Annotated in this window: 29 protein-coding genes; 14 read left to right on the top strand and 15 right to left on the bottom strand. The window is 64.2% G+C overall.

Annotated elements, in window-relative coordinates; genetic code table 11:
• Positions 1 to 6: 6 nt before the first annotated feature.
• Positions 7 to 1,731 (top strand): methyl-accepting chemotaxis protein, encoded by a 1,725-nt coding sequence (locus XH96_RS16710; protein WP_194393412.1) that lies wholly within the window; start codon positions 7 to 9, stop codon positions 1,729 to 1,731.
• A gap of 94 nt (positions 1,732 to 1,825) precedes the next feature.
• Here the strand turns inward: XH96_RS16710 and XH96_RS16715 are convergent, their stop codons facing one another.
• Positions 1,826 to 2,485 (bottom strand): peroxiredoxin, encoded by a 660-nt coding sequence (locus XH96_RS16715; protein WP_188102111.1) that lies wholly within the window; start codon positions 2,483 to 2,485, stop codon positions 1,826 to 1,828.
• Between the two features lie 393 nt (positions 2,486 to 2,878).
• Here XH96_RS16715 and XH96_RS16720 point away from each other — a divergent pair, with 393 nt between their 5' ends.
• Entirely contained in the window at positions 2,879 to 3,448 is a 570-nt protein-coding gene (locus tag XH96_RS16720) for a hypothetical protein (RefSeq protein WP_194393413.1), read from the top strand.
• 55 nt (positions 3,449 to 3,503) lie between these two features.
• Here the strand turns inward: XH96_RS16720 and XH96_RS16725 are convergent, their stop codons facing one another.
• The 5 genes from XH96_RS16725 to XH96_RS16745 all read right to left on the bottom strand — a co-directional run bounded on the left by XH96_RS16725 (position 3,504) and on the right by XH96_RS16745 (position 10,165).
• Positions 3,504 to 5,360 carry an alkaline phosphatase family protein gene (locus XH96_RS16725; protein WP_194393414.1) on the bottom strand — a complete coding sequence of 619 codons (1,857 nt, stop codon included), beginning with the start codon at positions 5,358 to 5,360 and terminating at the stop codon, positions 3,504 to 3,506.
• A 663-nt stretch (positions 5,361 to 6,023) separates the two neighbouring features.
• On the bottom strand, positions 6,024 to 6,386 hold the full coding sequence (locus tag XH96_RS16730; RefSeq protein WP_246790108.1) for a response regulator transcription factor: 363 nt from the start codon (positions 6,384 to 6,386) through the stop codon (positions 6,024 to 6,026).
• A 4-nt stretch (positions 6,387 to 6,390) separates the two neighbouring features.
• Entirely contained in the window at positions 6,391 to 7,614 is a 1,224-nt protein-coding gene (locus XH96_RS16735) for an ABC transporter permease (RefSeq protein WP_194393415.1), read from the bottom strand.
• Entirely contained in the window at positions 7,611 to 8,336 is a 726-nt protein-coding gene (locus XH96_RS16740) for an ABC transporter ATP-binding protein (protein WP_194393416.1), read from the bottom strand. The genes XH96_RS16735 and XH96_RS16740 overlap by 4 nt, the downstream gene beginning before the upstream one ends.
• Positions 8,333 to 10,165, bottom strand: a complete 1,833-nt coding sequence (locus XH96_RS16745; protein WP_246790109.1) for an efflux RND transporter periplasmic adaptor subunit — start codon at positions 10,163 to 10,165, stop codon at positions 8,333 to 8,335. Before XH96_RS16745 ends, XH96_RS16740 begins: the two co-directional genes overlap by 4 nt.
• Positions 10,166 to 10,353: 188 nt before the next feature.
• On the opposite strand from XH96_RS16745, the gene XH96_RS16750 reads away from it, so the two are divergent.
• The 6 genes from XH96_RS16750 to XH96_RS16775 all read left to right on the top strand — a co-directional run bounded on the left by XH96_RS16750 (position 10,354) and on the right by XH96_RS16775 (position 13,352).
• The gene (locus tag XH96_RS16750; protein WP_194394160.1) at positions 10,354 to 11,028 is read left to right on the top strand and encodes a response regulator transcription factor; all 675 of its coding nucleotides are present in this window, start codon (positions 10,354 to 10,356) and stop codon (positions 11,026 to 11,028) included.
• 151 nt (positions 11,029 to 11,179) lie between these two features.
• Entirely contained in the window at positions 11,180 to 11,578 is a 399-nt protein-coding gene (locus XH96_RS16755; protein ID WP_194393417.1) for a curlin subunit CsgB, read from the top strand.
• A 124-nt stretch (positions 11,579 to 11,702) separates the two neighbouring features.
• Entirely contained in the window at positions 11,703 to 12,101 is a 399-nt protein-coding gene (locus XH96_RS16760) for a curlin (RefSeq protein WP_194393418.1), read from the top strand.
• Positions 12,102 to 12,146: 45 nt separating this feature from the next.
• Entirely contained in the window at positions 12,147 to 12,560 is a 414-nt protein-coding gene (locus tag XH96_RS16765) for a curlin (protein ID WP_194393419.1), read from the top strand.
• A gap of 48 nt (positions 12,561 to 12,608) precedes the next feature.
• The gene (locus XH96_RS16770; protein WP_194393420.1) at positions 12,609 to 13,058 is read left to right on the top strand and encodes a curlin; all 450 of its coding nucleotides are present in this window, start codon (positions 12,609 to 12,611) and stop codon (positions 13,056 to 13,058) included.
• 12 nt (positions 13,059 to 13,070) lie between these two features.
• Complete coding sequence (locus tag XH96_RS16775) at positions 13,071 to 13,352, top strand: hypothetical protein (RefSeq protein WP_194393421.1); 282 nt, start codon at positions 13,071 to 13,073, stop codon at positions 13,350 to 13,352.
• A gap of 53 nt (positions 13,353 to 13,405) precedes the next feature.
• Here XH96_RS16775 and XH96_RS16780 read toward each other — a convergent pair whose 3' ends face one another.
• Entirely contained in the window at positions 13,406 to 13,687 is a 282-nt protein-coding gene (locus tag XH96_RS16780) for a hypothetical protein (protein WP_194393422.1), read from the bottom strand.
• 284 nt (positions 13,688 to 13,971) lie between these two features.
• On the opposite strand from XH96_RS16780, the gene XH96_RS16785 reads away from it, so the two are divergent.
• A complete protein-coding gene (locus tag XH96_RS16785) occupies positions 13,972 to 14,418 on the top strand; it encodes a hypothetical protein (protein ID WP_194393423.1) in 447 nt (148 codons plus the stop codon).
• Between the two features lie 188 nt (positions 14,419 to 14,606).
• On the opposite strand, the gene XH96_RS16790 is transcribed toward XH96_RS16785, so the two are convergent.
• Positions 14,607 to 15,449 carry a GNAT family N-acetyltransferase gene (locus tag XH96_RS16790; protein WP_194393424.1) on the bottom strand — a complete coding sequence of 281 codons (843 nt, stop codon included), beginning with the start codon at positions 15,447 to 15,449 and terminating at the stop codon, positions 14,607 to 14,609.
• 114 nt (positions 15,450 to 15,563) lie between these two features.
• Here XH96_RS16790 and XH96_RS16795 point away from each other — a divergent pair, with 114 nt between their 5' ends.
• The 3 genes from XH96_RS16795 (at position 15,564) to XH96_RS16805 (ending at position 17,232) form a co-directional block, all read left to right on the top strand.
• Positions 15,564 to 16,268 carry an SDR family oxidoreductase gene (locus tag XH96_RS16795; RefSeq protein WP_194393425.1) on the top strand — a complete coding sequence of 235 codons (705 nt, stop codon included), beginning with the start codon at positions 15,564 to 15,566 and terminating at the stop codon, positions 16,266 to 16,268.
• Positions 16,269 to 16,351: 83 nt separating this feature from the next.
• A complete protein-coding gene (locus tag XH96_RS16800; RefSeq protein ID WP_194393426.1) occupies positions 16,352 to 16,738 on the top strand; it encodes a helix-turn-helix transcriptional regulator in 387 nt (128 codons plus the stop codon).
• 2 nt (positions 16,739 to 16,740) lie between these two features.
• Positions 16,741 to 17,232: an SRPBCC family protein gene (locus XH96_RS16805; protein ID WP_194393427.1), complete on the top strand. Its 492-nt coding sequence runs from the start codon at positions 16,741 to 16,743 to the stop codon at positions 17,230 to 17,232.
• Positions 17,233 to 17,457: 225 nt separating this feature from the next.
• Here the strand turns inward: XH96_RS16805 and XH96_RS16810 are convergent, their stop codons facing one another.
• Positions 17,458 to 17,781, bottom strand: coding sequence for a hypothetical protein (locus XH96_RS16810; protein ID WP_194393428.1), 324 nt, complete (start codon positions 17,779 to 17,781; stop codon positions 17,458 to 17,460).
• A 288-nt stretch (positions 17,782 to 18,069) separates the two neighbouring features.
• On the opposite strand from XH96_RS16810, the gene XH96_RS16815 reads away from it, so the two are divergent.
• On the top strand, positions 18,070 to 18,567 hold the full coding sequence (locus tag XH96_RS16815) for a ferritin-like domain-containing protein (protein WP_194393429.1): 498 nt from the start codon (positions 18,070 to 18,072) through the stop codon (positions 18,565 to 18,567).
• 122 nt (positions 18,568 to 18,689) lie between these two features.
• Here XH96_RS16815 and XH96_RS16820 read toward each other — a convergent pair whose 3' ends face one another.
• The 4 genes from XH96_RS16820 to XH96_RS16835 are packed head-to-tail and all read right to left on the bottom strand — an operon-like array spanning position 18,690 to position 23,063.
• A complete protein-coding gene (locus XH96_RS16820) occupies positions 18,690 to 19,913 on the bottom strand; it encodes an ABC transporter substrate-binding protein (RefSeq protein ID WP_194393430.1) in 1,224 nt (407 codons plus the stop codon).
• Positions 19,914 to 19,933: 20 nt separating this feature from the next.
• A complete protein-coding gene (locus XH96_RS16825; RefSeq protein ID WP_194393431.1) occupies positions 19,934 to 20,920 on the bottom strand; it encodes a tripartite tricarboxylate transporter substrate binding protein in 987 nt (328 codons plus the stop codon).
• 57 nt (positions 20,921 to 20,977) lie between these two features.
• Complete coding sequence (locus XH96_RS16830; protein WP_194393432.1) at positions 20,978 to 22,174, bottom strand: CaiB/BaiF CoA-transferase family protein; 1,197 nt, start codon at positions 22,172 to 22,174, stop codon at positions 20,978 to 20,980.
• A gap of 1 nt (position 22,175) precedes the next feature.
• On the bottom strand, positions 22,176 to 23,063 hold the full coding sequence (locus tag XH96_RS16835) for an IclR family transcriptional regulator (RefSeq protein ID WP_194393433.1): 888 nt from the start codon (positions 23,061 to 23,063) through the stop codon (positions 22,176 to 22,178).
• 213 nt (positions 23,064 to 23,276) lie between these two features.
• On the opposite strand from XH96_RS16835, the gene XH96_RS16840 reads away from it, so the two are divergent.
• Positions 23,277 to 24,119, top strand: coding sequence for a hypothetical protein (locus XH96_RS16840; RefSeq protein ID WP_194393434.1), 843 nt, complete (start codon positions 23,277 to 23,279; stop codon positions 24,117 to 24,119).
• 3 nt (positions 24,120 to 24,122) lie between these two features.
• Here the strand turns inward: XH96_RS16840 and XH96_RS16845 are convergent, their stop codons facing one another.
• Together XH96_RS16845 and XH96_RS16850 are read right to left on the bottom strand one after the other, a co-directional pair.
• Positions 24,123 to 25,334: an ABC transporter substrate-binding protein gene (locus XH96_RS16845; protein WP_194393435.1), complete on the bottom strand. Its 1,212-nt coding sequence runs from the start codon at positions 25,332 to 25,334 to the stop codon at positions 24,123 to 24,125.
• A gap of 41 nt (positions 25,335 to 25,375) precedes the next feature.
• On the bottom strand, positions 25,376 to 26,227 hold the full coding sequence (locus tag XH96_RS16850; protein ID WP_194393436.1) for a fumarylacetoacetate hydrolase family protein: 852 nt from the start codon (positions 26,225 to 26,227) through the stop codon (positions 25,376 to 25,378).
• Positions 26,228 to 26,241: the final 14 nt, after the last annotated feature.

Consider the following 26,241-nt stretch of genomic DNA (forward strand, 5'->3'; position numbering starts at 1 on the left):
CCATCCATGTTCAAAGCTTCGAAGTTCCTGCCGCAGTTCAAGCTGGGCACCAAGGCTGTCCTGTGCGCCGTGCTGTTGATCGCCATGAATACGGGGCTCGTGGTCGGCGCCGGCTATTGGTCGCTGACCTCCGCCTTCAATGATCGCGCGCTCCGCGACATCGACGTCAGCCTGCGCACGCTGGCGCTGGCGTTCGCGGAGACCGTTCCCGAGGCCAAGATCACGGTCCAGGACGGGGCGGTCGTGCGCGCGGAGATCCCCAAGATGCCCGACTTCAAGGACCATGCCATCGTCGATCGCGCGGTGTCCTATGTCGGCGGCAATGCGACCCTGTTCGTGTTCGACGCGGCAAGCGGCCAGTTTGTCCGCCGCTCCACGAATGTGAAGAAGGAAAACGGCGACCGCGCCGTCGGCACCCAGCTTGCCGCCGATCATCCGGGGCAGGCCGCGCTGCGCCGTGGCGAAGCCTATAAGGGGCCGGCCACGCTGTTCGGCAAGACGTTCATGACCGCCTATTTCCCGATCTTGGACTCGACCGGCAAGGTCGCCGGCATTCTCTATGTCGGCATCCCGATGATCCAGTACGAGAACATGCTGGCCCAGGCCATCGAGAGAATGGCGGCGGCCGCTGGGCTTGCCGCGCTCCTGGTGCTGGCTCTGACCCTGCTGGTCGTGCGCCGGATCACCCGGCCGCTCACCTCGGTCACGCGCTCGCTCACCGCGCTTGCCGAGGGCCAGAGCGACGTCGCGATCGAATGCGAGGACCGTGCCGACGAGATCGGCGAGATCGCCCGCACGGTTGCGGTGTTCAAGAGCAATTCGCAGGAGCGAGCGCGCCTGCGCAGCGAACAGGCGGCGGCAGCGACTGCCGCGGCCGAGCAGCGCAAGGCGGAGCTGCGCAGCTTCGTCGAGGAGTTCCGCGGCAGCGTCGGCGGCATTCTCGACAAGGTGCTCGCATCGTCCGGCGAGTTCGAGCGCGCCGCGCGACAACTCACCGACGCCGCGCGCGCCACGGCCGATCTGTCGGCTCAATCGGCCGGAGCGTCCGAAACCGCCTCCGAGCATGTGCGTTCGGCGGCGTCGGCTTCCGAGGAGCTGTCTCAATCCATCTCCGAGATCACCCGCCGGGTGCAGGAATCGAACCAGATTTCCGCCGACGCGGTGCGGCAGGCAGAGGCGACCGACCAGCGCATTGCGCAGCTCTCGGAGGCCGGCACGCGCATCGGCGACGTCGTCAAGCTGATCACCTCGATCGCCGAGCAGACCAACCTGCTGGCGCTGAACGCCACCATCGAGGCCGCTCGCGCTGGCGATGCCGGCCGCGGCTTTGCGGTGGTGGCCCAGGAGGTCAAGACGCTCGCCGGTCAGACCGCGAAAGCGACCGACGAGATATCGAACCAGATCGAGAGCATGCAGCTTGCGACCGAGGAATCGGTTGCTGCCATCAAGGCGATCAGCGAGACCATCGAGCGCATCAGCGGTATTGCCGGCTCGATCTCGGCTGCGGTCGAGCAGCAGAAAAGCGCAACCCACAACATCGTGGCGAGCGTTCGCGCGGCGGTCTCGGGCACGGCCGAGGTCGCCGTCAACGTCCGGCACGCCGCCAAGGGTGCCAGCGAGACGGGCGAGACCTCGAGCCGGATGTTTGCCTCGGCCCAGGCGCTATCCGGCGAGAGCCTGCATCTGAAGGCAGAGGTCGACGGTTTCCTCGACCGCGTGCGGACGGCGTAGTCGCTACAGTCATTCCGGGGCGGTCCGTAGGACCGACCCCGGAATCTCGAGATCCCGGGTCTGGTCCTTCGGACCATCCCGGGATGACAGTTGGTTATTTCGGCTGCGGGACGATGCGGATGTAGGGCTTCGGCTCCTTCCAGCCCTGCGGATAGATCGTCTTGGCCTCGTCGTTGGAGACCGAGCCCGCGATGATGACGTCGTCGCCCTGCGACCAGTCGGCCGGGGTGGCGACGCGATGCTTGGCGGTGAGCTGGAGCGAGTCGATGACGCGCAGGATCTCCTGGAAGTTCCGGCCCGTGGTCATCGGATAGACCAGCACCAGCTTGATCTTCTTGTCCGGGCCGATGATGAAGACGTTGCGGACAGTCTGGTTGTCGGCCGGCGTACGGGTGAGGGGATCGCCCGAGGTCGAGGCCGGCAGCATCTCGTAAAGCTTCGAGACGTTGAAGTCGGTGTCGCCGATCAGCGGATAGTTGGGAGCGGCGCCTTGCGTCTCCTTGATATCCTCGGCCCATTTGGCGTGGCGATCGATCGGATCGACCGAGAGGCCGATCAGTTTGACGCCGCGCTTGTCGAACTCCGGCTTCAATTTGGCGAGAGCGCCAAGCTCGGTCGTACAAACCGGCGTGAAGTCCTTCGGGTGCGAGAACAGCAGCGCCCAGCTGTTGCCGATCCAGTCGTGAAACTTGATCTTCCCCTCGGTGGTCTCGGCTTCGAAGTCGGGTGCGGTAGCGCCGATCGGAAGTGTCATGATTTTACCTCATCGCATTGAATTTACTGGAAGATTCGTCTCTGGCCGTCATCCTCAGTATAGGGCCCTTGCAAGGCCAAGTGAACGCCAACTGAACCGGCTCAAGTAAAATGTGAATTCCTTGCTTGAAGGGCCGATTTCGTAGCAACTTATTGTTACAGCGGCACCTGCGGCGAAACATCCCCATCCGGGGTCTCACGGTCTCGCTCGCCCCGATAATGCCTTTTATGACTTCCATCACGCTCGCCCGGCGCGTCCTGGAACCAGATTGGTCCTGACAGCGACCAATTGGCAACCATCTCGAAAAGTCGCGATACCCGTATCGAATCGTTAACCACCCCTTTACGCCGGCATGGAAATGCTGGCCGATCAGAAGAAGTCTGGAAGTGAACTATGTCTGCCGCTGCGCCTAAGCCTACCGAGTCGTCCCTCGAACCGTCCTGCCGCGATACCGCGGCCCATGCGCTGAGCATCGTGCGCGACGGCGTGATCACGGGCGAAGGCCCCACGACCAGGGGAAGGGTGCATTTCTCCCGTTCGCTGGATGCCGATGACACCGCCTGGTGCATTCGTATCCTGACCGCGACCGCCGTCAACGACCAGCCGGTCAGCCGCGCTGAAGCCGAACGTCTGTTCGAGATCAACGAGGCCGCGACCGAGCGCACCGATGGCGGCCGGTTCGACGACCTGCTCGCCAAGGCGGTTGCCCATTACGCGGCGAGCGCCTCGGGCCTGAAGGTGCCGCCGCGGAGCGTGGCGCTGTCGGCCGACACCGAGATCGAGAGCTGGGCGCCGTCCTATGCCTCCAAGGTCAACAGCGAGATGCTGGAGTGGATCGCCGGCCAGATGCGCGGCAAGCGCCAGAACAACCGTCGCCTGATGGCGATGGTGGCGACTTTCGTCGGCGCCACTGCGCTGCCTCTGGCGGGCCAGTTGCCGAACGTGTTCGACATCGGGATGTAAGAAACCGGGCATGTAAGATTTGTGCGTCACTCGAGGACGCGAGGGAACGGCGGGGTCATTTCCCCGCCGTTTTTTGTTTGCCGGCCTCAGGCTCGAGCCCGAGCGTGCGGCCGGGGAAGCCGGCGGCATCGAAATAGCGCTGGCTGCCGACGCGCTGGAAGTTCAGCACCGTCATCAGGCCGCCCTCGGCGGGCTTCGACTTCAGCGTGCCGACAAAAGCCTTCGGCACGATGCCGTTGGGCATGGCTTCCGACATCACGCGGCCGATCAGGCCGCCGTTCTGCGAGCCGCGCAGGCCCATCAGCCGGGCGGCCGTCATGCCGACGTCGGCATTGCTGACCGGAATCGCATCGACATAGCCCGCCTTGAAGTCCGGACCGATCGCGGCCATGAAGTTCATGGTGTCGCCACGGCTGAAGCTGCCATGCATGCCCTGGCCCTGGCGCAGCACGGTATCGGCGACCTGCACCGAGCAGTTGGTCGGTGCCTCGCCGCAATCGCTGGCATAGGAGCGGAAGTTGACGACGATCGAGGGCGTCGGCGTCGCCGCCTTGCCGCGCAGGTTGATGCTCGACAGCGGCAGCGTGCCGGGGAAGCGGCCGAGCGAGTCCTCGACGAACAGGCCGGACACGTAATCCTGTTCGAGCAGTGCCTTGATCGTCTTCGCCGCCAGCTTCTTGTCCTTGTTCGGCAGATAGATCAGGTCGGAGCCGCCATTGGTGGCGACGATGAGATCGGGCTTCTCCGGATCCTTGCCGAGCACACCGTTGCCCGCCCTGGGATGCTTGTTGCCTTCGACCTTCGCGTTCTTGTCGTTGGGGTCGAACAGCGGCAGGTCGAGCGCCTTCGCAAGGTCGAGCGCCAGGAATCCCATCGGCAGGAAATCCTTCGGGGTGTCGTCATAGCCGACCTTGGCCGAGGGGCTGGACTTGCTCTCCTTGGAGATGGTCGAGAAGCCGTGATCTGCGGAGACGATGATGTTGGTCGAGGCCGCGAGCCCGAGCTCGTCGAGCGCCTTGCGGAGCTGGGCGAGGTTGGTGTCGGCGTTCTTGATGCCGGCCATCGAGGTCGGCCCGTTGATCCCGGGCATGATCTGGTTGAGGCTGTCGCCGGTATTGTGCTGGCTGCCGTCAGGATCGCGCGACCAGAACACCAGTACGAACGGCTTGTTGCGCGCCTTGAACATCGGCAGCACCACCTTGGTGGCGACGTCGGCGAAATAGGCCTGCTGCGCGACGTTGGCGACCGTGGTGCCCGGCGTCTTGGCATCGCCCGCCTTGGAGTTGTCGCCGCGCGGCGGCGTGGTGAGGGGCAGGCCGGCCTTGGTCAAGGCGTCCTTTACCTCGTCGGACAATGCGACACCGTGCTTGCCGCCGGTGGAATCGTCGAACACGATCGAATGCTGGCCGGGCTTTTCAGGCTTGTCGGTGTGGTCGAACTGGTAGGTCGGGCCGACCTTGCCGATCGCCGCGGTGCTCAGCCCCTTGTCGCGAGCCATCTTCAGGATGGTCTCTTCGTTGAGGTAGTCGCCCTTGAAATGCTCGTCGATGTCGCCGAGCACGGCGTCGTTCTCGATGAAGGGGACGACGGTGTCGCCCGCAGGTGCGGAGGTGTAGTTGGTCCAGATCGTGTTGGAGAACACGCCGGTGTCGCCGAGATAATGACCTGTCGACATCGCCGAGCCGTTGGCCATGGTGAAGGTCGGGAACAGCGAATGCGGGTTCTTGAAGTTGACGCCCTTGTCGCGGACTTCGGCCATCGCCGGCGCGGTTTCCGGCGTGACCTTCAGCGCACGCAGACCGTCGGGAATGAACAGGATCAGGTTGCGGGGCGTACTGTTCTGGGCGGAGGCCAGTCCGGTGGACAATACTGTCATCAGTCCGGCGGACAGCAACACCAGTGAACGGCGCATCAATTCTCTCCCTGCGGTGAGGTGGCGTGGCCGCGACCCGCGGCCTCCGGCAATCGTTTAGTTTTGCTGTATGACAGTCCTGTTACAAGCCCCCGTTGTCGATGCAAGAGGGCTGGGGAGGGGGGCGATCCACTCTCGTGTTCCGCACCGCGACGCCGCGCGTCGCGGTGCGGCGCAGAGCCGCGACCCAGCAAGCTGTAGAACTCGCTGCTACATGGGCCCCGGCTCTGCAGCGCACCGCCGAAGAGGCGCTGCGGGCACGAGACCTGAATCTACGCGCGCGCATCGTCATTGCGAGCGCAGCGAAGCAATCCAGAAAGGCATTCGCGGAAAGACTCTGGATTGCTTTGCTGCGCTCGCAATGACGCGGATCAAGTGGTGTCAGCGTCACTTCTACAGCTCGCACGTTCGTCGCAGACACACTTCGCATTCTCGCGGCTCATCTCGCCCGAGCTCTACTTCCGTCATCTCATCCTCAACTGAAAGGGCGCAGGGAAGGCGGGGAGCGATGCACTATTGCCCCGTCGCCCTGCGGCCGGGTTGCGGTGATATATGCGCTAATTCAGAAATTCGATAAATATGAATGTTTCTAACCGGTCGCGTTGACTTGGCGCTCGCATGTTTTGCCCGTCCGGATAACGCAAGGGATTGTAGCCCGAACACTCAATCCGGCGCGGTCTCCGCCCGTGGATTTTGTGCAAGGGTCTGCGCGGGCCTTGTTGCCGTCGGATAACGTTCGGCCTTGGCGAGATCACGGCGAAGCGACGACGGCGCAGCATGCAGTGCAAACACGATCGCGATTTGCGTTCTGTTCTGAAGTCGGTATTTCCGCATGATGTTGCCGATGTGCGCCCGCACAGTATTCTCCGAGATACTGAGCTCGTAGGCGATGTTCTTGTTCTGCATCCCCCGCGCGATCAGCATCATCAGCTCCCGCTCGCGCGGTGTCGGTGTGATCAAATCTTTTGGATCCGAACTCATGGCTAATGCCTCCCTGGCCTTTGCTTGATGCGAACATCCCAGCATGTTCTCACTCCGTCTTGAGTGCCTCGATCGGGCTCAGCTTTGATGCCTTATGGGCGGGATAGAAGCCAAAGATGAGGCCGGTCGCGATCGAGAAGATGAGAGAAAGGCCGATCGCCTGGCCGTCGATCGAGGTGATCCACCCGGCCATGCGGGCGACCGTCATCGAGAGCGTGATGCCGCCGGTGACGCCTATCGCGCCGCCGAGCAGGCAGAGGACGAGCGCTTCGCAGAGAAACTGCAGGCGGATGTCGCGCATTCGCCCGCCAAGCGCGCGGCGGATGCCGATCTCCCGCGTGCGCTCGGTGACCGACACGATCATGACGTTCATGATGCTGATGCCGCCGACGAGGAGCGAGACCGAGGCGATGGCAACGAGCAGCAGCGCGACGGTGCGGATCGCTCCCTGCTGCGCCTCCATGGCGGCGGCCGGGTCCTGGACCTTGAAATCGTCCTCCTGGCCGGCGGGGATACGGTGGCGCTGCCGCAGCAGGTTTTCGATCTCCGATCGCGCCCCCGCCATCTGACCATCCGCAGCCACTTTGGCGATGATGTAGGCGACCGAGGCGCGGTTGATGTTGCTCGCGCTGCCGAGGAAGCGCAGCTTGGCCGTGGCGAGCGGCACGAAGGCGACGTCGTCCTGCGCCGGACCCTTGCGGTCGAGAACGCCGATCACCTCGAGCGGCACCTTCATGATCCTGATCTGCGCGCCGATGGGATCGTCGCCGGGCGCGAACAGCTCGCGCGCAACCGTGCTTCCGAGGATCACGACCTTGCCGGCGCCGGCCTCCTCTATGGCGGAGAAATAGCGCCCGGTCGCAAGCTGCCAGTCGCGCACCATGAAGTGTCCGGTCGTCGTGCCGTTGATCGTCGTATTCCAGTTCTTGCCCTCGTGGATGACCTGCGCCGTCCCGGCGAGGGAGCCGGCCGCAGCCTGGATCTCCGGAATCTGCTCGAGAATGGCTTGCACGTCGCTCTCGGTCATCGTCAGCTTGCTGCCGTCCTTGAGACGCACGCCGCCCTGGTAGACCGCGCCGGGGGTGATCATCAGCACGTTGGCGCCGATCGAACGGATCTGCTCCTGGAGGCGGAGCTGGGCGCCGGCCCCGATCGCAAACACCGTCACGATCGAGGCCACGCCTATCACGATGCCGAGCATGGTGAGGAAGCTGCGCAGCAGATTGAGGCGTAAGGCGTGCAAAGCGATCTGAAAGCCTTGGAGCATCGTCATGACGCAACGCTCCGCTTCGGCAGAATCGGAGCCAGCGTTTCGTCGCCGACGAGTTCACCGTCATGCAGATGGATCGTGCGCCGGCACTGGGTCGCGATGCCGGGATCGTGCGTGATCATGACGATGGTCTGGCCGGTCCGATTGAGCGCGGCGAACAGGGACAGGATCTCGGCGCCGGTGCGGCTGTCGAGCGCGCCGGTCGGCTCGTCGGCGAGCAAGATCAGGGGGGAGGCGATCAATGCGCGCGCGATCGCGACGCGCTGCTGCTCGCCGCCGGAGAGCTGCCGCGGAAAGTGATGAGCCCGGTGCAGCATGTCGACGGCCTGGAGGCTCGCTTCCGCGCGTGCCAGACGTTCCCTGCGACCGACGCCGCAATAGACCAGCGGCAATGCGACATTCTCGATCGCATCGTGGCGCGCGAGCAGATTGTAGGATTGGAACACGAAGCCGATGCTACGGGCGCGCAAGGACGACCGGCGATCTTCCGTAAGCTCGGCGACATTGGCCCCCTGGAGGTAGACCGCGCCTCCGCTCGGCAGGTCGAGCAGTCCAATCATGTTCATCAGCGTCGACTTGCCGGAGCCGGACGGCCCCATCACGGCGACGATCTCGCCTTGCGCGATGTCGAAGCTGACATTGCGCACCGCGGCGACCGCGACTCCCTCGGTGCGATAGGTCCTGCTGACCGACTGGAGGCTGATGAGGGGCGTAGAGGCGGTCATGACCCGAACCTGATTCCGAGAATTTCCATGCCTGCCGGACGGATGGCCTGGCCGACGGCGACTTGGCTGCCTTCGACGAGGTCTCCGCTCTGGAGCGCGACCTGCTCGGTGCCGGCGGTGCCGATCGTGACAGCAACGCGCTGGAGTGCGCCGCTTGCGGTGCGCACCCACACGCCGCTTTGTGCAGCGGTGTCCGGCCGCGTGCCGGCCGGCTGGAAACGCAGCGCGGCGAGCGGCACTTTCAAAACGTTGTCTTGGCGTTCGATCACGATCTTCACCAGGGCGGTCATTCCGGGGAGCAGCGCGCCGTCGAGATTGGAGGTCGCCAGGACCACGGTGTAGGTAACGACGTGCTGCTGGGTCTGCGGCGCCTTGCGCACCTGGCGCACCACGGCCTCGAAGCGGCGGTCCGGGTAGGAGTCAACGGTGAAATGCGCGCGCTGCCCAGGAGCGATGCGGCCGATATCGGCTTCATCGACCTGCGCGTGAATCTCCATGTCCTCCAGGCGGTGCGCCACCACGAAAGTGGTGCGTGATTCTAGTCCGACTGCGAGCGTCTGGCCCTCGTTGACGAATCTGCCGACGACGACGCCGTCGATCGGCGAACGGATGACGGTGCGGTCGAGATCGGCCTGCGCCGCGGCGAGAACGGCCGCCTTTTCGGGCACTGCCATGCGTGCCTGTTGCAGCTCCGCCTCGATGCGGCGGACGTCGGCCTGTGCCCCCTCCACCGAATAGGAGTTGAGGGACATCAAGACCTCGGCCTCGCGCTCCTGGGCCAGACGTGCCGTGAACTCGGTTTGCGCGTCGTCGACTGTCGTCGTCGCCACGACGTTTTGCGATTGGAGTGCCAGCTTCCGCTGCAGGGTCTTCTGCGCCGAGCTCTTGACCGCCTGGGCGCTCTCGAGCTTGGCGGCGAGCACGTCCCGGTTGCCCTTGGCATTCTGCAGGTCGATCCTGGCGCGATCGAGCTTGGCTTGCGCGACGTCAACCAGGGAATTGGCGACGGCCAGGGAGGCTTGGGCCTCGTCGACCTTGGCGGCAAAGCTGCGCGGATCGATCAAGGCGAGCGGCTGATCCTTGGCGACGGTGTCGTTGAAATCGACATAGACCCGGGCGAGCTGCCCGGACAGCTGGGACCCCACCTCGATCGTCTTGACGGGCTGCAGGGCACCAGTGACGGCGACGGTCTGCTCGACGCTGCCGCGCTGGATCGAAGCGTAGCGGAACATTGGTGCATCCGACCCGAAAGTCGGGGCTTCGCGCCCAACGGGCACGAGCAGGCGCCTGGTCGATTCCAAGGCGTGCGACGCCTTGTCCGCAGCGCTTCCGGCCGCGTCCATGACGATCGGCCCTGCGGTGGTGACCGCGGCGAGGCCGCATGCAGTTCCGAGCAAGGCAATGATTGGCACAAATCGCATATCAAAAACCCACCTCTTGAAAATGGATGCGCTGGCGGCACGGACGTAAATCGCGCAGTGGTTGTATTCTACCAGAGCGATATCAATCGTCAGTATGTCGCTCCTGCAGGGGCGACGGTCGGGCGCGGCTGATGATCCAGATGTAAAGTCGTCGGGGTGCGACTTTTCGTGATTTGCTGGAGGTGCATACGGAGCGTATCGATATGGCGCGCGCGGTATCGAATTCGACAAATTTACTGAACGTCCCGACTGCTCCGGTCGAAGCGGCCGGTGCCCGGCGTTCAAGTCGGCACATGAGTGGCGATGCATGACGCAGCTGGCAATACAGTGGTCAATATACCGGATTGCGGCGCTCTCGATATCGCGCGCTGCCGCGATGCGCACGGTGGCGAGCTCAAATCCCTCCAATCACAAAGCCCGATATGTGAACGCCTTCACTCGTCATGAGCGGGTGTTCACCCTAAGAGGTCGAACCGATGGACGGATGCGAATCGCCCGATCTTCGCAAATTCGCCCAAGCACCTTGTCTTCGCTTGCAAGAAGAATGGATGGCTCGTTGCTTGCTTTTCAAGACCCAAGCCGGGGAGTCCGTTGCCATGAGTTCAGGTAAAGCCATTGTCTATATCGTTGATGATGAAATTCAGATTCGAACTGCGATTGGAAGTCTCTGCGAGGAGACCGGACACAAGGTGAAGTTGTTCGCCTCGACAGAAGAGTTTCTCGGGGAGAATATTTCCGGCGGGCCTTCGTGCCTCGTGCTTGATGTCCGCTTCCCCGGCACGTCGCCGACCGGTCTCGAGCTTCAGTGCCGGCTCGCCGAGGCAGGCGTGCCCATTCCGATCGTCTTCATCAGCGGCCATTCCGACGTCCGCGTCTCGGTCGAGGCCATGAAGCGCGGCGCGGTCGAGTTTCTGCCGAAACCCTTTCGCGAGCAGGAGATCCTCGACGCGATCAGACATGGCATCGAGCGCGATCGCAGGCGGCTGCAACGCGAAGATGCCATGCGCGAGGCCCGCCAGCGTGTCGAGACGCTGACGGCGCGAGAGCGCGAGATCATGCTGCTGATGGCTGAAGGGCTCATCGCCAAGCAGATCGCAGCACGACTTGGCGTGAGCGAAGTGACGGCGAAGGTCCATCGCGCCAGGATGATGCGAAAGCTGGAGCTGCGGACGCCGATCGACGTGGTGCGGCTGATCGACAGCATGGGGCTGGAGGCAGACGCTGCGCGCGTTGGCTCGATGCATTCTTCGTTTCACGCTAGCGGACACTGAAGCCGCGCGGAATCTAGTCGGTCCGGACTAGCATGAACTGCAGTCTGTCGCCTCGCGGCCAATCGGTTCACAGTCATCCCATGATGTTGGTGCATTCGACAACCGGCATCGCCACTCCTGGTCAGATACTTTGGCAGAAAAGGGATTAGCCATGCGCAAATTGTTCCTCGCTTCCGTCGCCGTGTTCGCTCTCTCGTCCGCTGCTCACGCGGCCAACACTGCCACCACCGTTCAAATCGGCGGCGCAAACTCCTCGGCTGTGACGCAGAACGGCGTGACGAACGACAGCTCGAGCACGACCCAGATCGGCTTCTTCAATTCCGCGACCACCTCGCAGGGTCTCGGCATTCCGTCGCTTAACAACGTCAGCACGGTGAGCCAGACTGGCGGTATCGTGAACACGGCCACGACCATGCAGAACGCCTTCGGCAGCAACAACAGCTCGATCTCTCAGAGCTCATTCCCCTTGCTGCCGCCGAGCAACAGCGCAACCGTGGGGCAGAACTCGATCTTCCTCTTCGGCAACACCAGCGTCATCAACCAGAACTGAGCCAGCCCTGAACCGCCTTGGGCGCGTAGCAGCGCTGCGCGTCCGGGCGGCGCTTGGAAAACACCGCACAGGCCGCCCGACCGGAGGCGGATCTACGCCCGCTATTCTTTGCGGAGGAAATCAAATGCGTGTCAAATTTGTCGTTGCGACGGTCATCACCCTCAGCGCGTTGACTGCTGGCCAAGCTCACGCCGGAAATTCGGCGAGCGTGCTGCAATTCGGCGGAACGAATAGCTCCGTCATCTCCCAGAGCGGCGGCACCAGTAACACAGCAACGACCCTGCAGTTCGGTTCGATCAACTCGGCAACCATCTCGCAAGCGGGGACACCCACTTCGGTCAACTCGCTGACGATCGGGCAGGGAGCTTGGTTGGCGGGGTCCGCGATCAGCAATTTCACGCTGGCGGGTCAGAGCGGAGGTTCGAACACGAGCCTGATCGGGCAGATCGGCGGCAATAACGCAGCCTTGCTGTCTCAATTCGGCCTTTTGAACGGATCGACGATTCTTCAGCAGACCCCGTGACGATGGGGTTCATTCCTGGTATCGGCAACATCGCAGAGGCCTGCCATGAAGCATCAGCTCTTCGCCGCCGCCAGCATGGCGGTTCTGGTTGTCTGTTGCGCACAAATAGGTTCGGTGCAGGCGCAAACCTTCGACTTCAAGAACATCGTGTCGGTTGGCGGTTCTCCCGTCACGGTGAACCAGAGCAGCCAGTTCAACATGACTGGCCTGTTCATGGTCGGCGGTAGCACGAGCGGTACCGTCGCGCAGGCCGGGACCACCAACGTCGTCGGGATACTCCAGTTCGGTGGGACGACGTCGGCGTCGGCCAGCCAGACCGGAATTTTCAACTCCGCTTCGATTGGCCAGGTCGGCCAGTCGACGTCGAGCCTGCTCTCCCAGCTCGGTGCCATGAATTCAGGATTCGTCGCGCAGTTCGGCGCGGTCAACACGTCGACGGTCAACCAGAGCGGTCCGTAGGATCAGCGCGAGCCCAAAGCCGTCAGAATCTGAGCGGGGCGAAATGCGATGAGACGTGGTAGGCATATTCTGGTGATGATGGCGGCACTCGCCGCCGGGAGCGTGGTGACGGAGGCCTCCGCGGGATCCGTCCAGCGCAGCATGACGAACCGGAACGTGAGCATCGAAACGGTCGTGCAGTTCGGCAACAATGTTCAGCCTGTCACGATCGAGGAGAACAGCCGCATCAACATCGCGCGGGTGATCCAGATCGGCGCGACCGGGACGGTGGACGCGACCATCGTCCAGAACGGCACGCGCAATTATGCCAACGTAATCCAGGTAGGCGGCACCACCAATGCGGCGATCGGTCAGTCCGGGGTGCGCAACACCGCCGAGATCACCCAGATCGGCAATTCCACCAGCGCGCTCCTGCTCCAGATCGGAGATATGAACACGGGAGCGGTGAGGCAGTTCGGGCGTTTCAACTGGCTGGCGATCTTCCAGTTCGGCCGATGATGGAGGTGTGACATGAAGTTGCTTCCGCTAGCATCCGGACTAGGGCTCATGAGCGTGCTTGCGATGGCGCCGGCCGGAGCCGGCGACGGTCGCACCACGGTGGTCCAGGACGAGAACGGCACGTCGGTCATCACCCAGAGCGGGGATCCGGCGCAGGCCGAGGTCAAAATCGAGAAGGAGCCCGGGCGCACGACGGTCTATCGCCGCAGCGGCGGAAATACGGCCATCGTGACGCAAGGCAACGGAAGTCCGCAGGACATGCTCGACTGGCTGCGCAAGCAGCAGGGCCGCTGACGCGCGAAGGCCCACCGCCCGCCGTGGAACGGTGGGCTTCGCGTCACGCGGCCTTACCAGCGATATCTGCCGGTCAGCGTGCCGTTGTTGTTGCCGCCAGGGCCGACATCACCTTGCGTCGAACTCGGAGTTGGATGGTTGGTGCCGTTGAGTGCGCCATACGGCCCGGCCACGTCCGGATAGTATGCGCGCGGCTGCACTGGTTCATAGGCTGGCGCCGTGCGGTCCCAGCCCACGGACCGGCCGTTCCAGTCGTAGCCCTGCGCCGAGGCGGCCGCAGTGCCCGCGACCAGTGATGCCGTGATCAGGCAGAGGAGTTTTGACTTGTTCTGCATTGGAGATGCTCCTTGCTTGTGTCGGGGCCAACGGTTGCAATGCGGGGGCGTTCCGGACGCATGGGCCAGGAGAAGTCAACTCCGATCAACTGGTTATGATGCGCCCGCCGCGGAACGAAATGGCTGAAACGAGATGAGAATCCCGGGCGTTCTGCCGCAGAATGTTCCGCCCTAATCGCGTGCCTTAACCAATAGTTAAATATATGTTTGCGGGTGGGCGGCAGCCCGGCCTAGCCTCTTGCGGGGAGCCGCTATCGCGAAGCCAAACGAGTGTGGTGCGTATCATGATTGCCAGATCACATGGGGCGCTGTTCGCCTCGCTCAGCGCAGCCGCGCTGCTCCTGACTGCAAGTGACGGCTCTGCCGGACCCGCTGTCACCGCGGCGCCCGGCGTCGTTGCCACCGCGCCGCCGGTTGGAGCACGTCCGCCGATCGCGCCGGGCGCCCGGTTCCATCGCCGCGGCGCTCCGTGGGTCTATTGGCCGGGCGGCGGCGGCTTCTTGTATGATGGCGCTGGCTACAGCCAACCCTTTGTTGATCCCGCCCAGCCACTCTCCAGCGACGTGCGTTATACCTACACCTATGATGTTCCCTGGGACTGGACGCATCGCTATCCGCCGAACGTCGTTCCATCCAACCGGCCCTATGTGCCGAGCTGCCCGACGGAGCAGGTGACAGTGCCCGGCCGCGGCGGGAGCGAGCACACCGTCAACATCATGCGCTGCTACTGAAGGGCGTGGTCGGCATTCGACGGATGATCTTTTCGGAAAGCCGCTTCACGCTTTGCGCTAAAGCGCGATGAGATTTGGATGAATCGTCATCGCGCTTTAGGTTGTTGTTTACGCATGATCTTCCGGAAAACTGCTTCGCACTTTTCCGGATCATGCTTTAGCGCAGCCCTTCGGGTCGGGATCATGCTCTAGCCCAGCTCGAAGCTGGTCACGCCGAAGACGCGGTCGAGCCGCAGCGGTGCGATCGGCCCCGTGTACATCCGTGCCGTCTCGAACACCGGCTTGAGGCCGAGCGCCTCCGCGAGCGCGATCGCGCCGGGATTGACGGCGGGGACATCGAGAAAGACTTCGCCGCCGCCGGTGCTTCCGAACAGGGCGTGCACGACCGCATCCGCTGCCGCGCGGTCGTCGGCGATGAGCGGGCCGATCTTGTGGCCCGTCCGGCACGGACGGATCACGCCCCATGCCGCAAGCCTGCCCTCGCGCAGCAATGCGCGGCCAACGTGACCTGGTGTGTCGATCCAGGCGCGCAGGAAGGCGCTGCGCGCGGCAGGGAATACGGTGGCATCGTCAGCTTCAACGATTGCAAATGGGATCTTGTCGAGGGGGACGACGCCGGCAGGTGAAGTCGGTGGCGCTGGCACGACGCCGCCATAGCGGATATTGGCGTAAGCGAGCTGGAAGCCGGACCTCTTGTAATTGTCCTGCTGCGCCACGACGCCGTCGAGCCCGATCACGCGCCCGTCTGCATGAGCGAGGGCTGCGTTCCAGATGCGCAGGCCATGGCCGGCGCCGCGAAAGCGCTGGCGCACGATGTAGAAGCCGAGGAAGGCGAAGCGGTCGTCGTAATTGACGCAGGAGACGGTGGCGACCGGCTCGCCGTCGATCTCGCCGACAAAGAAGCCTTGCGCATCGGGGACGGCGAAGCAGGCGGCATCGGCCAGGCCCGGATTCCATCCCTCGGCCGCGGCCCAGTCGACGGCGAGGGCGATTTCGTCGGGGCGCAGATTGCGGATCTGCAGATCACTCATCTCGAGTCGCTCATGATGGATGCCTTCGACCATGGACCTGCCGCGAGGTCTGGCTGTAGAAGGCCCCATGATAGGCCGAGCGTGCGGCTCGCCTCAACACAGGGATGATCGGTCATGGCAGCAGAGAAGGTTGCGCTCGTTACCGCCGGCGGCAGCGGCATGGGGGCGGGGGCTGCGCGCCGGCTGGCAGCGGACGGGTTTCGCGTCGCGATCCTGTCGTCCTCCGGCAAGGGCGAGGCGCTGGCGGCCGAGCTCGGCGGCTGCGGCGTCACAGGCTCGAACCAGTCGAACGACGATCTGAAGCGCCTGGTCGACGCCGCGATGGCAAAATGGGGGCGGATCGACGTGCTCGTCAACAGCGCCGGGCACGGGCCGCGTGCGCCCATCACCGAGATCACCGACGAGCAGTGGCACGCCGGCCTCGACACCTATCTGCTGAACGTGATCCGTCCGACGCGGCTGGTGACGCCGGTGATGCAGGCGCAGAAGGGCGGCGCCATCATCAACATCTCGACGGCCTGGGCGTTCGAGCCGAGCGCGATGTTCCCGACCTCGGCGGTGTTCCGCGCTGGCCTTGCCGCCTTCACCAAGATCTTCACCGACACCCATGCGGCGGACAACATTCGCATGAACAACGTCCTGCCGGGCTGGATCGACAGCCTGCCGCAGCTGGATGCGCGTCGCGACAGCGTGCCGCTGAAGCGCTACGGCAAGGTCGAAGAGATTGCGGCGACGATTTCGTTCCTCGCCTCCGACGGGGCGGCCTACATCACCGGCCAGAACATCCGAGTCGACGGCGGCTTGACGCGCTCCGTCTGAGGCGACGACTGCGCCACCAAATTACTTAGCTTGTGAGCTAACAATTATTGACGGCGCAGGGCCGCGGCGCTATAGTTAGCTTCATGGCTAACCAATCATTCCGCCTCGACCATGTTTTCGCAGCGCTCGCCGATCCCACGCGGCGGGCGATCGTGATGCGGCTCTGCGCGGGCGAGGCGTCGGTCGGCGAGCTCGCCGACCCCTTCGACATGGCACTGCCGAGCTTCATGAAACACATCCACGTGCTGGAGACGAGCGGGCTCGTTCTGTCGGAGAAGACCGGCCGCGTGCGTACCTGCCGCCTCAGTCCGGATGCGCTTCTCGGCGCGGAGGATTGGTTCCAGCAGCAGCGCGCAGTGTGGGAGGCGCGGCTCGACCGGTTCGAGGCCTACGTGATGAAGCTCAAGGAAGAGAAGGAGAGGGCGGGCGCCAAGCGGCCGTCCCGAACAACCAAACGGAAAGGTTCCTGACGATGACGAGTTCTGCCAATCCAGCTTTGTCGCAATGGTCGCTCGACCGTGAGATCGTGATGTCGCGCGTGATCGACGCGCCGCGCGATCTGGTGTTCGAGGCGTGGTCCGATCCGAAGCATCTGCCGCAATGGTTCGGGCCGAAAGGATTCAAGGTCGAGACCTTCGAGATCGACGTGCGGGTCGGCGGCGTCTGGCGCTTCAACATGATCGGGCCCGACGGCACGGTCTATCCGAACCGGATGCGGTTCCGCCGCATCGAGCGGCCTTCTCTGATGGAGATGGATCACGGCCTCGACCAGGACGATGACCCCGGCATGTTCCGCTTCACCGTCACCTTTGCCGAGCAGAGCAACGGCAAGACCGTTTTGATGATGCGCCAGCTGGCCTCGAGCACCGAGCAGCGCGACGGCATGATCGGCTTCGGCGCCGTCGAATACGGCTACCAGACGCTGGACAAGCTTGCCGCCTATGTCGCCGCTATGAACCGGTGACAAGAGTAGGCGGCAGTCTGCAGGGCAAGCCGTCGTCGCAGCCGACGGATTGCCCTGCGCAGGGTCACGTGAGCGCGTTGGTGACCGGGGGCTCCTGCTTCACTGCAGTTGTACCGCCGCTCTCCTGAAGCGCGATGCGATCAGCATGAATCGCCATCGCGCTTTGGGTTGTTGTTCGAGCATGAGCTTTTCGGAAAACCGCTACGCACTTTTCCGGATGATGCTCTAGCGCCGCGTCGTACCGTCGGATCGTGGAGTGGTTTCATTGCGCATGCCCGGAGGGCTGGAAGCGCCTTGTCCACCACGCTCGACATGCGTGATGCCACCGCCACCGCCGGCGCTACCCGCACCGCCGCTGCCCGAGCCTGCTCCGGCTCCAGCGCCGCCACCGGCACCCGCGCCAGCACCGGCGCCTGCACCGGCTCCACCTGCGCCGCCGCCGGCTCCGCCAGCACCGCCGCCACCGCCGGCGCCTTGTGCGAACGCTGCGCCGACCGAAGCGCCGGCCAGCATCGCAGCTGTGAAGATCGTCAGAACAGTCTTACGCATCTTGTTTCTCCTTGATGTCTACGGCGAACCAATCGTGCGTGGCGGCGACTGTTCCTATGCTCGTCGATGAGAAGCCAAAGCGATTTCGTCATCTCCGGCGAATCGCGGCGTTCCTGCCGCGAAGATCTGTCTTGCGTCCTGCTCCCGCAGGTTGGCGCCGGGTCCTTCGGCCGGAACACGCGTGGAGATAGTCGGGTCTCCTGCGGCAATCGGCGCGGCCCTCTCAGGAACAATCGCCCGTGCTTCCCTGTTGCGCGAACGAAGCCAGTCACAACGGAGGACAGGAAGATGGCCAATGCAGCCCGCGATACGTTCGTGGTGGGACTACGCAATGCGCATGCGATGGAAGTGCAGGCGCGAGAGTTGATGGAACGCCAGTCAGAGCGGCTGGACGATTATCCCGAGGTCAAGGCGAAGGTCATCGCTCACCTTCAGGAGACCAACGAGCAATTGCGCCGGCTGGAGAAATGCCTGGAAGCCTGTGGCGAGAGCACGTCGACACTGAAGGACACGGCGCAGTCGGTGATGGCCAACATGACGGCCATGGCGCATTCGGCTGCTGGCGACGAGATTCTCAAGAACACCTTCGCGAACAATGCGTTCGAGAATTTCGAGATCGCCGCCTACAAGTCGCTCCTCGCGCTCTGCGGCGCCGCCGGCATGCCGGAGGCCAAGGCACCGCTCGAGACATCGTTGAAGGAGGAGCAACGCATGGCTGCCTGGATCGACTCCAATGTCGAGAAGGTGACGATGGAGTACCTGACGCATCAGCGCCAGGCCGCGTAGCTCGGAGATCCCTGCCGATATCGAACCACCGGCGCGCCAGGGCGGCCGGTGGCTTTTTCGTGCCTTCGCCTTGCGTGCGTTGACCGGCAGGAACGATCACGGCCAAACGGCCTCCCGCCGTCTCACTCCCTGGCCTCGTCCGTCACGATGTCGCCGAGCTTCTGCCAGCGCAGGCCGTCGAACTGCACCATCTGGAACTGCTTGTTGACCCGATAGTCGGTCGGTGAGGTCGTGACCGAGATCCCCGGGAGCGTCAGGTCGAGTTCGACGTTCTTGAGGTTGGCCGCCTGCCGCATCACGTTCTCGCGGGTGAGATCGTCACCGCACTGCTTCAGCACCTGCACGAGCAGCTGGGCGGTGATGTAGCCGTAGACATTCAGGTTCGAATCCTTGTCGCCGTCTGGATAGTACTTGGCCATGAAGGCGAAATAGCGCTTCATGCCGGCATCGTCCTTCCATTCGGGGTCGGCGGCATCCTTGACGTAGCCGACGCTGACGACGCCCTTCGAGCTTTCGAGGCCCGCCGGCTTCAGCACGGCGCTGACCGAGGAGGCGTTGATGTCAATGATGTGCAGCGGCTTCCAGCCGATCTCGGCGACCTTCTTGATCGCCTGTGCCGCCTGCTTCGGGGTCGTTGCGCTGAACAGCACGTCGGCGCCCGCGTCCCTCAGCCGCAGGATCTGCGAGTCGATCGTCGGCTCGGTGATCTCGTAGGAGGTCTCGGCCACGACCATCTTCGCGGCCTTGTCGCCGAGGCCGGCCTTGAGGCCGGCGAGATAGTCCTTGCCGAGGTCGTCGTTCTGGTAGAGCACGCCGATTTTCGCGTTCGGGTGGTTCTTCAGCAGGTACTGCGCGTAGATGCGGCCCTCGACGAGGTAGGACGGGTTGAAGCCCATCGTCCAGGGGAAGTTCTTCGGGTCGGTGAAGCGCGCCGCGCCGGTCGCGGCGAAGAGCTGCGGGATCTTCCTGGCGTTGAGATATTTCTGTACGGCGACGTTCGGCGCCGTGCCGATGATCTGGAACGTCAGCAGCACCTCGTCGCTTTCGACCAGCCTGCGGGTCTGCTCCACCGTTTTCGGCGGCGAATAGGCGTCGTCATACTGGATCAGCTCGACCTTGCGGCCGTTCACGCCGCCCTGGTCGTTGATCATCCGCATATAGGCGGCCTGGGTCTTGCCGATCACTGCGTAGGCCGAGGCGGGCCCGCTGAGCGGCACGGTCTGGCCGACCTTGATCGCGGTATCGGACGCGCCGGGGTCGTATTTCTTCTGCGCCTGCGCTGCCGTGATCGAGAGCGCCAGAAGCAGCGCGGAAGCTGCGATGCGCTTGAGAAGCGTGCTTGTCATGTGCTTGTCCCTCCCCCTTGCTATTCGCCCTTGAGGCCGGCGTCGCGGATCAGCCTGGTCCACTTCTGCGTCTCGTTGTCGATGAACCGGCCGAACTCGGCTGCAGTGCCGGCACGCACTTCGAGGCCCTGGGCGGTCAGCTTGTCCTTGATTGCGGGTTCGGCGAGCGCGCGCAGGACCTCGGCCTGGAGCTTGTCGACGATCGCGCGCGGCGTCGTGGACGGCACCATGAAGCCGTACCACCCGGCGGCGGCCACGTTGGGAAAGCCCTGCTCGCGCAGCGTCGGCGCCTGCGGGTAGAGCGCGCTGCGCTCGGCCGAGGCGACACCGAGCACGGCGAACTTGCCGCTCTGGATATAGGGCAGGGCGGTCGGCAGCGCCGTCAGCGTCGCATCGACGCGGCCGGCGAGCAGCTCGGTGTAGGAGGCCGCATCGCCCCGGAACGGGATGTTCAGCCCCTTGACGCCGGCATCGCGGAACAGAAGCTCTCCGGCGAGGTGCGGCTGCGAGCCCGCGCCGGGAGACGCGAAGGTCAGCCCATCCGGCTTCGATTTGCCGTAGGCGATCAACTCGGGCAGCGTCTTGAACGGTGCGTCGGCACTGATGATGAGGAACAACGGCGCGATCACGGCCATCGCGACCGGCTGCAGATCTTTGCGGTCATAGGTCAGCTTGCCGAACAGCGCCTCGGCGGTCGCGTAGGGCGCCGCGACGTACAGGATCGTGTAGCCGTCGCCCGGCGCATGGGCGACCATGTCGTTGGCGATGCGCGTGCCGGCACCCGGCTTGTTCTCGACGATGAACTGCTGACGCAGGCTGCGGCCGAACTCCTCGGCCAGCAGGCGCAGCGAGATGTCGTTGGAGCCGCCGGGCCCGTAGGGCGAGATCAGCCGCACCATGCGCGAGGGCCAGGCGTCCTCGGCATGCGCTGTCAAGCCTGATCCTGCTGCGAGGCCGCCTGCGATCGTGCCGAGCAGGGTTCGGCGTGTGACCTTGAATGATGCCACCGTTGTCGTCCTCCCTCTTGTTGTTGGTCTTCTTGTGTTGTTGGTCTTCTTGCGACGTCAGATCACCTTTCGTTGGGTGAGCCGTTCGATCTCCTGATCCGACAGGCCAAGCCAGTTCCGGAACACCTCGTCATTGTCCTGGCCGACGTCGCCCGCGGCGTGGCGCAACCGCGCGGGATCGACGGTGAAGCGAGGAACGGCATTGGCCATGGCAACCGTGCCGAAATCCCGGTCGGCAACGCGGGTGATCACCTCGCGTGCCTGCACTTGCGGGTCGGCGGCGATCTGATCGATCGAATAGATCGGGGCGAGCGTTCCCTGCGCGGCGTTGAAGCTCGCGAGGACCTCGTCGAGGGGATGCGCCGCACACCAGGCCGCGAAGATGCTGTTGAGCTCGGCGGCGTGCTTGACGCGCTGGTCGTTGGTGGCAAAGCGCGGATCCTCGACGAGGTCCGGGCGTCCGATCGCCCGGCAATTCGCGGCAAAGAGCGCGTTGGTCGAACCTGCGAGCGTCACCCAGTGATCGTCGCCGGTGCGAAACACGGCGGCCGGCGCCGAATAGCCGTTGGCGTTGCCGATCCGCTCTCGAACGGCGCCGAGCTGGTCGTGCTCGATGGCGAGCACATCGAGCAGGCGAAACACCGCTTCGGTCAGCGCAAGATCGATCTCTTCGCCCGGCGCATGCGGATCGCGTGCCCGCTTCCACAGCGCCGCGAGCACGCCGACGGCGCCGAACAGGCCGCCGATCGAATCCCCAATCGGATATCCGGGATGGGTCGGCTCGCCCTCGCGCTCGCCGGTGATGTAGGTGAGGCCGCCCATGGCCTCGAAGATGCGGGCGAAGCCGGGGCGCTCGCGATAGGGGCCATCCTGCCCGAAGGCGGTGGCGCGCAGAATCACGAGGCGCGGCTGGATCGACCACAGCACCTCCTTGGGAAGACCCCAGCGATCCAGCGTTCCCGGACGAAAATTCTCGATCAGCACGTCGAAGCGCGGAAGCAGCTGCTTGAACAGTGCGAGCCCTTCCGGCGTGCGCAGGTCGAGCGTGGCAAACTTCTTGTTGCGGTTGGCGGCCTTCCACCACAGCGGCTTGCCGTCCTTGAACGGCGGAAACGACCGCACGCCGTCGCCGTGCCCGGGCATCTCGATCTTGAGCACGTCCGCGCCGTAATCGGCCAGCAGCGTGGCGGCGAACGGCGCGGCGATGATCGTCGCGATGTCGAGAACCTTCAAGCCTTCGAGCGGCCCAGCCATGTCATGTCCCGCCGCTTGTGATCTTCTTGGTTTTGCGCGGCGGCGTCGTGAGTTCGGCCTGCCCGACGATGGCGCGGATGCTGTCGGCGAGCGCCGCGATGCGCGGACCGATCTCGCCCTCGAGCTGACTTGGCTGGAGCCGGAAGGCGGGGATGCCGCAATTGATCGAGAACGACTGCTTCGATTCGCTCGCATGAAACAGCGGCGCGGCGACGGCATGGATCGAGGCCATGTACTCGCCCCAGCAGGTGCAGAAGCCGCGGTTTTTGCATTGCGCGATCCCGGCGCGGTATTTGTCCCGGAACGTCGACCACAGCCCGGCGTCTTCGGCGGCGATGTTCCGTTCCAGCCGGTCTGCATCAGCCGGCGGCAAGGTCGACGCCGCGGCGCGGCCCATGGCGGTCATCACGACGGGAATGGGCATGCCGATGTCGGGCACGTGCGGGCCGACATCGCCGGAGCGCGCGGTCTCGACATAGATCATCGAGGTTGCATCGAGCAGGCCGATCGAGACCGTGCCGCGGACACTGTGCGCCAGCTCCTGCATCATGGGCCGCGCCACCTGGCGGAATTGCATGCCGGCGAGCAGGGGATGCGCCATCCGCAGCGCCCGCGCACCGACGCGGTACTTCGACCGCTCGGCGTCGTAACGGAGATAGCCGAGCTCGGCCAGCGTATGGGTCAGCCTCGCCACTGTCGGCCGCGGGATGCCCGTCAATGTCGACAGCTCCATGTTGCCGAGCAGCGTGCTCCCGGCCTTGAACGCCTCGATCACCACGAGTCCCTTTGCCAGCGTCGTGGCGAAGGCGGCGTCGTCGGCGCTGTCCGCGAGCACTGCTGCGGCGGAGGAGGGCGGATGTCGTGGCTTGGATGAGCTCGTCGGGGCCATTCCTAATTATCAGACGGGCGCAGCTCAGATGTCCAATAGATTTGCCAGTTGCGCCGAAATTGTCCGATATGTGGACGTAAGCGTGCTTGGGACACTTCCGTGAGAGGCCGCTCTCAAACGACCGAGCAGACAGATTCTTGTCGCGATTGCATGCCGTCCTGTGACAGGATTATTACGACGGAATGTCAGTTCGATAATTTTGCGGAGCGGCTCATGTTGCAGTGGCAGGCGCGGTCAAATCCCCTCGCGTGGTGGTGGGGATCCCTTACGCTTGTGAGCAGCGCCAATATTCTCGTCTGGTTCATGCTCTATCGCGAGTTCTACCCGACGGTGGCGGGCAGCATCAGTGGCGGCTCGGATATCGGGCTGATGTTCCTGCTGTGCGCCGGCTATGTGTTCGGCTGTGCCTTCCGCTCGGTGCTGCCGCGCGCCGACGTGCAGCGCATCTGCCTGTTCGACACCTGGCTATCAAGTGTCTTTGTCGGCCGCTCGGTCGCGACCGTCGCCGAGGTCTGCTTCGCGGCGCAATGGGCCATCATCCTGCATCAACTCGGCACCATGACCGGTGCCGAGACGGCGGTGAACATCGCCTGGGTGATCGTCCCGGTGATCGTCATCGCCGAGTGCTTCTCCTGGTACGCGGTGGTGACCACCAACTATCTCTACAACGCGATCGAGAATTCGCTGTGGGCGGTGACCTTCTTCCTCGCCGGCATCGCGCTGTGCCGCCTGATGCCGGAATTCCAGGGCGTGGTGCGCTGGGCGCTGATGTCAGGCGTCGTCGGCATCGCCTGCTTCCTTGCCTTCCTCGTCACCGTCGACGTACCCATGTATCTCAGCCGCTGGCGGGCAGGGCACGCCGAGGGCAACAGGTTCCTCGGCTTTCTTGAGGGCCTGCACGACGTCTCGACGCGCTGGGTCGTGACCCACGACATCGCGCATTGGAAGGGCGAGCTGACCTGGATGTTCCTGTATTTCAGCGCCGCGGTATGGTCGAGCCTCGCGCTTTGCGCGCTCTACGCCATGGAAGGCTACATCACGCGCTATCTGGCCTAGCGATTACTTGCCGACCAGGCCGCATTTGCTGCGGTCGAGCGGACGAAAGGCCTGGTCGGGCGGGATCGTCGCGACCAGCTTGACGAAATCCCACGGGCCTTTCGATTCTTCCGGCGTCTTGACCTGAACCAGATAGAGATCGTGTACCATGCGCTGGTCCTCGCGAATGCGGCCGTTGGGCGTGTAGGCATCTGACACCGGGGTTGCCTTCATCTTCGCCATCACGGTCGCGCTGTCGTCGGAATCGGTGTCCTTGATCGCTTGCAGATAGTGGCGCACGGCGGAGTAGACGCCGGCCTGGATCTGCGAGGGCATCGCCTTGCGCCGCCCATAGAATGCATCCGAGAATCTTCGGGCGGCGGGCGAGACATCCTCGAAGAACGAGGTGACGATGAGATCACCGCGCGTCGCCTTCAAGCCCACGGACTCGATGTCGACATTCTGGAACGACATCGGTACGATCTTCATGCCCTGATCAGCGAGCCCGAATTCCTCGGCCTGCTTGATCGCGGTTGCGTTGTCGCCGGCGACGTTGATGGCGAGGATCTTGGCGCCTGACGACTGCGCCTGGAGCAGGAATGAGCTGTAGTCGGGCGTGCCGAGCTGCGCCTTGACGCTGCCGGCGACCTTGCCGCCGAGCGCGGCGATGCGCTCGCGCGCTGTCGCCTCGATCGAATGGCCGAATGCGTAGTCCCCGGTGATGAAGAACCAGGGCTCCTTGCTGGTCTGCATGATGCCGGAGACCACGGCGGTTGCCGTGGAGTAGGCATCCTGGGTCCATTGCACGCTGGTCGGCGCGCAGGCCTCGTCGGTGAGCTGGTTTGCGCCGGCGCCGGAGATGAGGAACATCTTGCCATTGCCGCGCACCAGCGCTTGCACCGCCAACGCCGCGCCGGAGCTGCCGCCGTCGGCGATTGCCTGCACCCCGTCGCTGAACCACTTTCGCGCGAGGGATGCCGCGAGATCCGGCTTGTTCTGGTGATCGGCCTGCAGGATCTCGATCGGCTTGCCGTTGATCTTGCCGCCGAACTCCTCCGCTGCCATGCGCGCCGCCTCGACCGAGCCCGGACCCATCGCGGTTGCGAATACGCCGTTCATGTCGGTGAGCACGCCGATGCGGATGGCATCGCCCTTGATTTCGGCCCGCGCAGCGGAGCCGGCGAGCGCGAGTGTCATCAGCAGGGTGGCGGCGGAGATGGTGCGGGTCGTGCCCATGGCGTTTCCTGATTTTATCGTTGATTGATCGGTCTTGACGGTCAGGCCGGTTCGGCGATCACCGTGTTGCGCAAGGTGCCGATGCCGGAAATCTCGACCTCGACGGTGTCGCCGGGGCGCATCCACAGCGGCGGCGTGCGCTTGGCGCCGACACCGCCCGGCGTGCCCGTCACGATGACGTCGCCGGGCACGAGCGGGCAGATGGTGGAGATGTAGGCGATCAGCTCGGGGATGGCGGTGATCAGGAGATCCGTCGTGGTGTCCTGCACGACGTTGCCATTCAGCCGGGTCTGCAAAGTGAGCCTCGACGGATCGGGAATCTCGTCCGTCGTCACCAGCCACGGACCGAAACTGCCGCTTTCGGCAAAGGTCTTGCCGGCGAGGAACTGACTGGTGTGGCGCTGCCAGTCGCGGATGCTGCCTTCGTTGTAGCAGGAATAGCCGGCGACGTGGTCGAGCGCGCGGCCGACGGGAATGTGACGGCCCTCCTTGCCGACGACGAGCGCGAGCTCGCCTTCATAGTCGAAATCGTCGCTGATGTTCGGTTTCACGATGGGCTGGAGATGGCCGACTTGACTGCATGGGAAGCGAACGAACAGAGCCGGCTTCTCCGTGACGGTGCGGCCGGTCTCGGCCACGTGGTCGCGATAGTTGAGACCGACGCAGATGATCTTGCCGGGATCAGGGATCACGGGTGCGAAGGTGATGCTGTCGAGCGGATGATCGGGGGCAGTGGAGGCTGCAAGCTTGGCCGCCTCGGAGACGCGGCCAGCTTCAAGCAACTGTCGTAGCGTTGTGCAGCCCGTCATGTGCGCGCCCAGATCGACGACGCCATTGTCCTTGACGGCTCCGAACGAGGTGCGGCCGTTGGCGATGAAAGAGAGCAGCTTCATGGAGTGTCCTTGGG

The sequence above is a fragment of the Bradyrhizobium sp. CCBAU 51765 genome (assembly GCF_015291725.1).
GTDB lineage: Bacteria > Pseudomonadota > Alphaproteobacteria > Rhizobiales > Xanthobacteraceae > Bradyrhizobium > Bradyrhizobium liaoningense.